General features: G+C 69.8%; 14 protein-coding genes. 1 reads left to right on the forward strand and 13 read right to left on the reverse strand.

Translation table 11 applies throughout. From position 1 onward, the window contains the following. Window positions 1-303: 303 nt before the first annotated feature. The 12 genes from ACTWQJ_RS38280 to ACTWQJ_RS38335 form a co-directional block, all read right to left on the reverse strand. A complete protein-coding gene (locus tag ACTWQJ_RS38280; RefSeq protein WP_443311047.1) occupies window positions 304-1,698 on the reverse strand; it encodes a tyrosine-type recombinase/integrase in 1,395 nt (464 codons plus the stop codon). Beyond that, the gene (locus tag ACTWQJ_RS38285) at window positions 1,698-1,895 is read right to left on the reverse strand and encodes a helix-turn-helix transcriptional regulator (RefSeq protein ID WP_443311048.1); all 198 of its coding nucleotides are present in this window, start codon (window positions 1,893-1,895) and stop codon (window positions 1,698-1,700) included. Before ACTWQJ_RS38285 ends, ACTWQJ_RS38280 begins: the two co-directional genes overlap by 1 nt. After that, the gene (gene repSA / locus ACTWQJ_RS38290) at window positions 1,892-3,259 is read right to left on the reverse strand and encodes a replication initiator protein RepSA (RefSeq protein WP_443311049.1); all 1,368 of its coding nucleotides are present in this window, start codon (window positions 3,257-3,259) and stop codon (window positions 1,892-1,894) included. The genes ACTWQJ_RS38285 and repSA overlap by 4 nt, the downstream gene beginning before the upstream one ends. Beyond that, on the reverse strand, window positions 3,252-3,446 hold the full coding sequence (locus ACTWQJ_RS38295; RefSeq protein WP_443311050.1) for a hypothetical protein: 195 nt from the start codon (window positions 3,444-3,446) through the stop codon (window positions 3,252-3,254). The genes repSA and ACTWQJ_RS38295 overlap by 8 nt, the downstream gene beginning before the upstream one ends. 89 nt (window positions 3,447-3,535) lie before the next feature. After that, the gene (locus ACTWQJ_RS38300; RefSeq protein ID WP_443311051.1) at window positions 3,536-3,853 is read right to left on the reverse strand and encodes a SpdD-like protein; all 318 of its coding nucleotides are present in this window, start codon (window positions 3,851-3,853) and stop codon (window positions 3,536-3,538) included. A gap of 24 nt (window positions 3,854-3,877) precedes the next feature. After that, complete coding sequence (locus ACTWQJ_RS38305; RefSeq protein WP_443311052.1) at window positions 3,878-4,033, reverse strand: hypothetical protein; 156 nt, start codon at window positions 4,031-4,033, stop codon at window positions 3,878-3,880. Between the two features lie 13 nt (window positions 4,034-4,046). Next, the gene (locus ACTWQJ_RS38310) at window positions 4,047-4,238 is read right to left on the reverse strand and encodes a mobile element transfer protein (RefSeq protein ID WP_285430199.1); all 192 of its coding nucleotides are present in this window, start codon (window positions 4,236-4,238) and stop codon (window positions 4,047-4,049) included. 22 nt (window positions 4,239-4,260) lie between these two features. Further along, window positions 4,261-4,944, reverse strand: a complete 684-nt coding sequence (locus ACTWQJ_RS38315) for a DUF2637 domain-containing protein (RefSeq protein WP_443311053.1) — start codon at window positions 4,942-4,944, stop codon at window positions 4,261-4,263. Window positions 4,945-4,949: 5 nt separating this feature from the next. Next, a complete protein-coding gene (locus ACTWQJ_RS38320; protein ID WP_443311054.1) occupies window positions 4,950-5,438 on the reverse strand; it encodes a hypothetical protein in 489 nt (162 codons plus the stop codon). Window positions 5,439-5,524: 86 nt separating this feature from the next. Next, complete coding sequence (locus ACTWQJ_RS38325) at window positions 5,525-6,877, reverse strand: FtsK/SpoIIIE domain-containing protein (RefSeq protein WP_443311055.1); 1,353 nt, start codon at window positions 6,875-6,877, stop codon at window positions 5,525-5,527. Window positions 6,878-6,880: 3 nt separating this feature from the next. Next, on the reverse strand, window positions 6,881-7,237 hold the full coding sequence (locus ACTWQJ_RS38330) for an SCO3933 family regulatory protein (RefSeq protein WP_443311056.1): 357 nt from the start codon (window positions 7,235-7,237) through the stop codon (window positions 6,881-6,883). A 139-nt stretch (window positions 7,238-7,376) separates the two neighbouring features. Next, window positions 7,377-8,156 carry a GntR family transcriptional regulator gene (locus ACTWQJ_RS38335; RefSeq protein ID WP_443311057.1) on the reverse strand — a complete coding sequence of 260 codons (780 nt, stop codon included), beginning with the start codon at window positions 8,154-8,156 and terminating at the stop codon, window positions 7,377-7,379. Between the two features lie 18 nt (window positions 8,157-8,174). On the opposite strand from ACTWQJ_RS38335, the gene ACTWQJ_RS38340 reads away from it, so the two are divergent. Further along, entirely contained in the window at window positions 8,175-8,639 is a 465-nt protein-coding gene (locus ACTWQJ_RS38340; RefSeq protein WP_443311058.1) for an NUDIX hydrolase, read from the forward strand. Window positions 8,640-8,650: 11 nt separating this feature from the next. Here ACTWQJ_RS38340 and ACTWQJ_RS38345 read toward each other — a convergent pair whose 3' ends face one another. Then, window positions 8,651-9,502, reverse strand: coding sequence for a nuclease-related domain-containing protein (locus ACTWQJ_RS38345; RefSeq protein ID WP_443311059.1), 852 nt, complete (start codon window positions 9,500-9,502; stop codon window positions 8,651-8,653). Between the last annotated feature and the right edge of the window lie 222 nt (window positions 9,503-9,724).

Below are 9,724 nucleotides of genomic sequence, written 5' to 3' on the forward strand. Positions count from 1 at the left end.
GAAGATAGACCAAGCGCCTTTCCCTAGATTGCTCCGGGGCGACCTGCAAAGACGCAGGTAAGCACATCGCTAAACCTCGCACAGCTTCTAAGCGCTTGGCCGCAGGTTCGAGTCCTGCCGGGGGCGCCCATGCTCCGCCCTCCTTCGGGAGGGCGTTTCTGCTGTTCAGAGCGGGTATCGCCGGGCACGACAAAGCCCCGGGCACTCCCCTACCGATCATGGGAGGACTCCGGGGCTGTCCGGCTGTCACCGGGTTTCTGCGGGTCGCTGTGTCGAATACGTGTCGAAGTTCACGGCGGCGGATCAGTCGGCGCCGGAGAGGTCGGGGAGATCCCCGGCGGCTTCGAGCCGCTTCTTCAGGTCCGGCAGCTGCCCGTCGACACATCGGGCGTAGGTGGCGAGCAGCACAGGCACGCTGTTCCCGGCCCACTCGGCCACCTGAGCGGGCGGGATCCCGTCGTTGAGCCACTTGGTCAGGCGGGTGTGCCGGTTGTCGTACACACGCTTTCCGGTCGGCGAATCGAAGACGTGCGGAGCCAGGACTGCCCGGCGAGCGCTGCGCCAGGCCCGGCGGATGACGGAGCCCGCAAGGATGCCGCCGTTCTCACCCTGGAACAAAAGATCACCCGGCTTGAGCTCCTCGTCTTCGATGTGCTGCCGCAGGATGCGAGTCAGGGCAGGATGTCCCGGCACCGTGCGCGTGTCCCCTTCGGCGCGGCCCTTGAGGTCGCGCTGCTCGTGGATCTCTCCCGTGTCGGTCCACTGCTTGCCGACTTCCGGAGTCGCGGTATGGATCATCAGTTCGCACCACTGGTCGTCGGCGTCGACGTCGGGCAGGCTCACGTCCCCTACGCGCATGGCTACGGCCTCTTCAGGGCGGGGCCCGCAGTAGTACAGCGTGGCGAAGAAGGCGTGCAGTCGCTTGCCGCCACGGGGGCGCCGGCGGATCCAGTCGAGGAGCGCCGCCGCCTGGTCGGGGTTCATCAAGCAGCGCTTGTCCACGGCGTTGTTCGTCTTGGTGGCAGTCGTCGCGTCCTTGCCCTTGGGAAGGGGGTTGGTCCGCAGGATGCGCCGCCGGATCGCGTACTTCATGACGACGTTGAGGATCCGGCGATGCCGCTTGCGGGACCAGGCCGCCGCCTGCTTGCCGTCGAGCCGGGTGTCAATGGCCTGTAGAACGTCGTCGACCTTCTCGGGGTCCTCCCAGACCGAGACAGGAAGGGAGTTCCGCTCAACCCATCTGAGGATGGTCACCACGTCCCGCGGTGCGTCCGATCGACGATTCGCGTTGAACACCCACTCGCGCAAAGCAGTCCGTACGGCCACCGGATCGAACTGAGTGGGCTGGATGCGGAGCAGGGCGAGAGTGGTTGCCGTCAGCGCCTTGGCGGTGTTCTTGCGGCTGTTGCCGCCAAGTTGGGGCCACCGGGCATCCACGTACTGAACGGCGAACTTGTACCAGCTCATGGCAGCCGACTTCGAGCGATGTGACACCGGCAGCCCGGTCGCGATGACGAACGCTTCGCCCTTGCCCGTGGCTTGGATCAGTTCAGAGCGAAAGCCCTCGGCGAGGGCCAGCGTGTCGAACGGCTCGCGCCAGCGCTTGCCAGCGACCACCCAGCGCACCGTGTAGGTGGTCTTTCGGGCACCCTTGTACATGAGGATCTTGTAGACCTTGACGTCGTACGTCGTCTCCATCAGGCGACGTCCCCCCGGTCATCGAGCCAGTGGTCGAGGGCGGTGCGCCGGATCCTCAGGTCGCCGTTCGGGAGCTTGATGCAGCGGGGTGCACGCCGCTTGGCACGCCAGTCGTAGAAGGTCGAACGCGAGATGCTCAGTTCTTCGCAGACCTCAGCGAGGGTGAGCATGTTGCGTGATCGGACGGCCGGGGTCATGTTGTGCTCCCTTCGCTGAGGAGGGCTTCGCGGGCGGTTTCGCGGTTGAGCCGGAGGTCGCGGGCGATGGTGGCGGCGAGGGCTGATTCGCCGGGGGTGTGGCCGTGTCCGGCGTACTGCCAGTCGGCGAGGACAAGGACGGTGTCCGGCTCGATGTCCTCCAGGCCGAGGGCTGCGGCCTCTTGGGCGGCGCGGTGGTCGGCGCGGGCCTGGCGGAGGGCGCCGAGGGTGGTCGAGTAGTGGCGGGACTTGGTGGAGAAGTGGCCGCGGAAGCCGAGCATGTGGGCCCAGGCCCACAGCCGGCGGTCCGGGTACAGCGGGTCGAGCAGCTTGCACGCTTCGATCAGGCGGCGGGTGTGGTCGGGGACCTGGTGGCGGTCGAGTTCGGAGAGTTCGCCTATGCGGCGGTCGGGGGTGCCGGTGTTCTCGGCGGCCTTGGTGGCGTACTTGGCCACGTACGAGGCCACGGCTTGTTCGGTGATGTCGGAGCCGTCGCCGAAGGCCTTCACCGGCCGGACGTCGAGCTGGGTGCCCCAGCGGAAGGTGCGGGCCGGTTGGTCCTCGGTGGCCGGGACGGAGACCGAGGTGTAGGAGTGCGCGGCGGCGGCGCGGATGGCGTCGGCGAGGAGATCGACCGTGGCCCAGGCAGGCGGCGGGGTGTCTGGTCCGTCGGGGCCGTCGAGGCGGATCACGGCGTGGAAGTGCACGGCGCCGCGCTTTTGGAACTCGGCGACCTTGCCGTAGGACAGCCGGGCGCACTCTTTGAGCTCGCGTTGGGTGATGCCGGCGCGGGCGGCGATCTCGCGGCGGAGCCGGTTGGTGAAGCGCTGCCAGAGCTGTCCGGCGTGGTTGTTGAACAGCACGGCGCCCGCGTAGTCGTACGTGGCCGGGTCCAGGGCGGTGCCCAGGGCGGGGTCCTCGGCGGCATGCCGGGTGCCGCAGCGGCAGACGTCGCGGTCGGGCCGGTTGTGGACCGGGCCGAAGGAGGGAGCGGTGAGGGTGGCGAAGACGCGCGGGTGATCCCGGACCGTGGCAGGGATGTCGCGGCGGTCATCTCCGGCCAGGCCCGCGCGGATGAGGTGGTAGGTGTCGCCCGCGTAGGTCCAGGCGCAGGCCGGGCAGCGAGAGGCACGGCGGTTGCCGCAGGCGACGCGGAGACGGCCGCCCGGCTCGGTCTCGGTGGAGTAGTGGTGCAGGGTCTCGCCGGTCGTCTTGTCCTTGTGCAGGACCCAGCCGCGCAGGTGGATCGGGTCGGCGCAGCCGCCGGTGCGGCGGATCTGGTCTTCCCAGCGGGTGTAGTCGGCGGCCGAAGCCACCCTCAGCAGGTCACCGAGGGTGATCGGGTCGAGCAGCAGGTCAGGCACGGGCGCCCTCCCGGTTGCGGCGAGTGCGGGCGGTACCGGTGCCGTGGCAGGCCGGGCAGTGCGCGGTGATGGTGCGCAGGTGGCCGCGGGCGTCGCGCCCGCCGAGGGTGATAGCGACGGAGGCAAAGCCGTCGCAGGCCGGGCAGATCCGAGCGTTGCTGCTGGTGGCCGGGGTGGAGCCGGTCATGATGGAGGTTCCTTCCGGTTTTGTGGATCGGACAGGGACGGCGCCCGGGCGGCGGAGACTTGGCGGTTTCAGGGCCGCCCGGGAGCCGGTCAGCGTCGCTTGCCCTCGGAGGCGAGCAGGGAGCGCAGGACGACGGCGCAGACGGCGACCGAGGCGGCGGTGATGGCGACCGCGAGGAGCATGGAGACCAGGACGGCGCCGACGACCAGGACCACGGCGGTGCCGCCGCCGACGAGGGCGAGCGCGGTGCCGGGGGTGAGCTGGACCACCGGCCGGGACGGCGCCGGAGCCGTCGGGGCGGGCGGCGGGGTCTGGCCAGCCGGGACGACGGCGGTCGGCTCGACCACGGCCGGCGGCGTGACCTGGCCGGTCGGGGTGGGCATGGTCGGGATCTTCGGGCGGAACATCAGCGGTTCTCCCTTCCTGGTGGGCTACTTGATGAAGCTGTCGATGGCGGGGGCCAGGACGCTGTCGGCGAGGAGGAAGCCGCCGAGCAGCAGGACGGCGATGAGCCACCAGGGCGGGCGGATGAGCTTGACGCCGAGGTAGCCGACGACGAGCAGGGCGAGCCAGAGCGGTACGTCCATCGGTGGTGGCCTCCTAGCGGACCTTGCAGCGGTGGGTGCGGGCGGCGAGCTGGGCGGCGGACTGGCTGGAGTAGTCGGCGGACCAGCCGCAGCGGTCGGCGGTGCACACGGCGGCGTGCTTGGTCTGGCCGTTGCGGTCGCGGTGGGTGCCGATCTGCACGGGGCCGATCCGCATCACGGAGTGGAAGTGGTCGCGGGCGGGCATGACGGGTGGTTCTCCTTTCTGGTCAGGTGAGTTGGGCGGCGATGGCGTCGGCGAGCTGGGGCGGGACGCCAAGTCGGGCGCGCAGGGTGTCGGTGTCGATCGGCGTACCGGTGCGGGCGCGGTGGTCGTCGGCGACCTTGCGGGCGTGCTCGACCAGCGCGGCCGGGACCGGCGGAACCGGGGCAACGGGCGGTGCCGGGGTGTGCTCAGGGGCGGGAAGCGCGGGAGCTTCCTCGGCCGCAGGCGCCGGGGAGGCGTCCAACTCCGCCTCGGAAGCACGCGGTTCGGGGTCGACGTCGGGTGCGGGTGCCCGGGCTGGAGGTGCCGGCGGATCCGGCACCCGGTCTGTGGCCGAGTGGGCCAGGAGCGTGCCGCCCATGAAGGCCAGCGCGGGCCAGGCGGCGACCAGGATGCGCAGCCACGCCGGGATGTTGCCCAGGTCGAGGAGTCCGGCGGTGGCGACGTTGGCGCCGAGCGAGGCCACCAGGGCGATCACGAACCAGCACCAGGCCAGCCGGGACGGCCCATCGGTGCGCAGCCGCCGCCAGGCGGCGACCAGGAGCAGGTCGACGCTGACCGGGTAGGCCCAGGCCTTCCAGCCGTCCTGTCCGGCAGCGGCGGCCAAGTCGTGCAGGTGCGCGAAGGACAGCGCCCCGGCGATAACCGCCTGGACCAGCACCGCATCGATCCGCAGTCGCGCGGCCATGCCCGTCACCGCACCCGGGGTCGGCCGTTGGCCTCGGCGATGGCCGTCAGAACCCGGTCGAGGCTGGCCGCATCCAGGCCGCTGACGGCATCCCCGAGCGGGATCCGGGCGGCGGTGTCGGCCAGCGAGGCGGCGATGGCCAGGATGCGCAGTTCCCCGCCGGAGGCGGGCAGCTCCTTCGCGGCCAGGGCCTCGGTCACCTTGACCCAGTCGACGCCGTACGGCTCCGGGGCCGGTCCGGAGTAGTCGATCAGCAGCAGGCCGGGCCGTTCGGCCAGGCGCTTGATCCACAGGCCGTGGCCGACGAGCAGGTTGATCGCGGCCCGCTGGGTCGGGGAGTCGTCCGCCATCATCTGGAGGGTGTCGGCCAGCTCGTCAGCGTCGATCGTCACAGTCACGGTGCCGTTGTCGGTGTCGTACCAGGGGCAGTCGCGTTCGTCGTGGTCGATGCCGGTCTCGTCGCCGTCGACGTCGCCGCAGTACTCGCAGAACACAGCGAGCTCCTTCCTGTCGGGAGGCATGGAGGGGGTAGGGACCTGGCGCGAGGGCGGTCGCGCCGACCAGGGAAGCGGGGAAGGGGTCAGGCCGTGGCGGGGGCCGTCTTGGACAGCGGCACCCGGGCCGAGGGCAGCGCCGCAGCCGCGGGCCGGTAGGGCGCCAGGGCGGGCAGGTCGGGGGTGCGGTCGGCGTGCTTGTTGCAGAGGTTCACGGCCTGGCGCAGCGAGGTGTGCGGGGCGCGGATGCGGTGCCAGCCGCCGGTCGAGTCCCCGGCGATCGCCACCCCGCGCATCTCGGCCGGGATCTGGATGGCGGCCAGGACGGCATCCGGGGCGATGTCGCCGAAGGCCATCTTGGCGGAGGTTTCGTCGTTGACGCGGTGCGCGGTGCGCCCGGTGAGCTGAGCGCGGAGCATGGTGATGCCGTCGCCGAGTTCGGAGCCGAAGCGCTGCCCGCAGATCTCCAGGTAGATGCCGGCCGCCCGGCCGAGCTGGGCGAGGCGCACCAGCGCGGTGACGATCCGGTCCCGGCGCGGGTCGTTCTTCTTCGTGCTCAGCGCGAGTTCGGCGACCTCGTCGACCAGGACCACAATCGGCACCGGGCGCAGGTCTTCGCGCAGGTCCCAGATGTCGGCGGCGATCTCCGCATCCGGCACCGCCACGCTGATGCGCTGCTCGGCCCGAATCAGCTGGTAGACCTCCTGCATGTGCGCGACCAGCGCCTCCAGCAGCTCGGCGGCGGTGTCCGGGTTGTCGGCCAGCGCGGAGAACCGACGGGCGAGCGGGAACAGCTCGACCCCCTGCTTGCAGTCGATGCCGACCAGGGCGACATGCTGCGCAGCCAGCCCGGCCACCAGGTTGCGCTGGTAGACGGACTTGCCGGACTCCGTCGCGCCCAGGGTCAGGCCGTGCGGCACGGCGCGGTAGTCGCGGTAATGCACCGAGCCGTCCTCCCGCAGCGCGACCGGAACCCGCATCGGGGCACGGTCGGTCTTGGCGGGCATCTGCACCCGCCGGAGCACGTCGTAGCCGGTCATCCGCACCTCGACCACGCCGGAGCGCACCTCGCGGGAGGTCACGCCGTACATCGAGAAGGAATGGCGCAGCCGGTCCGTGGCCGCCGCCACGTCGAAGGCGTCCTGCCCGGGCCGGAGCTTCAGCCGCAGCACCAGGCCGGTCCGGGTCGGCCGCAGGTGCAGGATGCGCGGCGGGCGGGACTCGGGCACCGGCCGGTTGGCCATCCGGGCCAGCACCAGCCGCCAGCGCGAGGGCGGGACCGTCAGCCCGCAGGCCTCCATGACCGAGCCGTAGCGGACCAGGACCCGCAGCGCGGCCAGGGCGACCCCGAAGGTCAGCCAGTACCAGGCGGGGCGCCGCCACCGCAGGAGACCCGCAGCGGCGACGACCACAACCACAGCGGCCATGAACCACGTCATGACTCAGGCCGCCTCGGACGCCGAGCCTGCAGCGGCCAGCGAGGTGACGGCGACCGCACGGAAGGCGATGCCGTGCCGCTTCTGGCCGTTGAACTCGTTCTCCCACGGCCGGGCGACCAGACCGGTCAGCGCCACCGGCGTGCCCATGGCCAGCTCACCGGAGATGCCCGGCTCGGGCACCGCCACGGTGACGACCTCCGCGCTGCCGTTCATGACGAACAGCACGTCCACCGTCCACATGGTCTCGCCGCTGTCGCGGTCCACCGCGACCTGGCCGGTCTGACGGTTGGCAACCTTCGTCTGTGGGGGCTGGGCGACCATCAGGGTCGCGCCGGACGTGTCGACGGGAATCTGACGCACAGCAGATCACTCCTCTATAGGGGCTGGACTCCGCCACTCATGTATATGAGTGACATGAAGAAGAGTGCCTGACTCCTATACATGAGTCAACCCGTCACGAAGAAGAACCCGCGACGGGCTGAGGGGAGTTGAGCAGGTGTCAGTCGACGGCGGGGATCCTGTACTCGAAAATGAACTGGTCAGCGGCCATGAGCGTGTCGCAGACCTCGACCACACGGCCCTCCGTCGTACGGGCCTCACGGATCAGGTGCACCACGGGAGCTCCAGGGCTGAGCGCCAACTCCGAGGCCTCTGCCTTGGAAGCCGTACGCGCCTGCAGAGTCTCAACGAACTCGGCGAACTCGTGCCCATGGTCCTCGAGTCGGGCATAGATGCCACCCCCGCCGGGGTTCTCGGCGAAGAGTTCAGGGATGTCCTTGACCACGTCCCAGGGGAGGTACGACGTCGCCGTTTCGACAGGGGTGCCGTTACGGAAGTAGAGGCGACGCCGGGCGAGCACCTGAGTGCCGGCGGAGACGCCCAAACGTTGCGCGGCATCCTCGGGTGCCTCCATAGGACCGATGTAGAGGACGCTCACCTTGGCAGTGGCGCCGGACTGCGCCGACTCCGCAAGATACGCGGCCTTGCCGCCCCGGCGGTGCGAACGCCGGAAGCGGTCGGAGGACCGATGCCGTACCGGTGGGCGATCCTTCACGATCGAGCCCTTGCCGTGCCGGGTCTCGACGAGCCCGCTCGCGCGCACCTCGACCATGGCCTTGCGGATCGTTCCGCCCGAAACGCCATAACGCTCTACCAGCTCCGACTCACTGGGCACCATGTCACCGGGCTTGAGGACACCGGCCCGGATCTGCTGCACGATCTCGTCGGCGATCTGCACGTACCTGGGTACGGACCTCTCACCTCCTACCGCTGTTCCCATAGTCCTTCTCTTCCTCCTATGCTCCTGTACATGAGTAACAGCGCGCAGGAAGGCCAGTCAACGCCGATGCACTCCGTGTCCGTGGCCGGGGTGGTGGTGCGCGAGGACGGACGGCTCCTGGCGATCCGCCGAGCCGACAACGGCACTTGGGAACTCCCCGGCGGCGTGCTCGAACTCCACGAGCCCCCCGAGACGGGGGTAGCCCGCGAGGTCCTCGAAGAGACGGGCATCCACGTGGAGGTGGATGAGCTCACCGGGGTCTACAAGAACACGACGCGCGGCATCGTCGCCCTGGTCTTCCGCTGCAAGCCCTCGGGCGGCACTGAGCGCACGTCGAGCGAGTCAACCGCGGTCGACTGGCTCACGCCCGAGGAAGTCAGCGAGCGCATGTCCGAGGTCTTCGCCATTCGTCTCCTGGACGCCTTGGACGGCAACGGCCCGCACGTGCGTAGCCACGACGGCCGCAGGCTCATCAAGGCCTGACGACTCGCCGCTCAGGCCGCCTGCCATGCCTGACGATGCCGGGCAACTCTGTAGATGTGCTCGACCTGGTCAGTGGTCAGCATCCCCGTCAGCGGTGCCAGGGCTGAGACTTCGCGTTCGCGGTACACCCTCACCGTCAGCTGCGTAGCCACCACCTTCAGGTCGGTGACTCCGACGAAGACCAGCACCGGCTCTACGGGCACGGCGAAGCCGCAGTAGCGCTCAAGCACTCGCTGTACGCGTTGAGCCTCAGCCCGGCTCTTGCGGGCATAGGGCTCTGGAGGGCCGTTGTTGACCTTGACGGCATCGTCCCCGACCCAAACGGCCTTGTTTGGATGGTTCTTGGTGTTGACGCTGAAGACCCCACCAGGCCCGATCAGGAGATGATCGAGGTCCACGTCCCTCGGCAACGGTATGGAGTGCAGCACCCGCCACCCGTGGCGCCGCAACCGATCGAGCTCAGCTCCCACGCGTCGTTCTCCTGCCAGCCCCTTACGCCAGGAGTCCCCCTCGACCGGGCGCCGCAGTAGCCAGGCGACCACTCGCGCAAAGGTGCTGGCCCCAGCTGCGGCGACCTGCGGGCGCAGAGCATCTCCGGGAGTGTTCGAGGCGAGGTCATCAGCCGGAGTGAGGGGCGGTAACGGCGGCCGGCCAGGCTTCGCCGAAGCAGAGGCGGACACCGGAACGATGCTTGATAAGCGCTGGGTCAGGATGACAGTCACGGGATCGCAATACTCGGCCCGCAAGACGGTGATCGCACCCGTCCTGCAGTCAGCCCAGCCAACTGCCGTCCCATCCGGAAGATTGACGTAGAGGCGATCATGCCCATACCGCTTCCAACGCACGACTTCCAGCTCGTTCATGGCTCTCCCCTGTCCCGTGAGCGGCGATGCCGCCATGGCAACAGCAGGAGCAACACGGCACAAGAGCGCGATCGCGGTAGAACTTTCCCTACGTCCATCAAGGCCCGCGCACGGCGCGGGCGCGCGCCGCCTTTCCGGCGCGGCCCGCCTCCTGTCTTCGCCCCGGCTGGCCGCGCCCGGCGGCGCGCTACGTGCAGCGGGCGGACGTAGGGAAACCCTCTG

Origin of the sequence: Streptomyces sp. KR55 (assembly GCF_052245645.1) — a bacterium.
GTDB classification, from domain to species: domain Bacteria; phylum Actinomycetota; class Actinomycetes; order Streptomycetales; family Streptomycetaceae; genus Streptomyces; species Streptomyces flavusporus.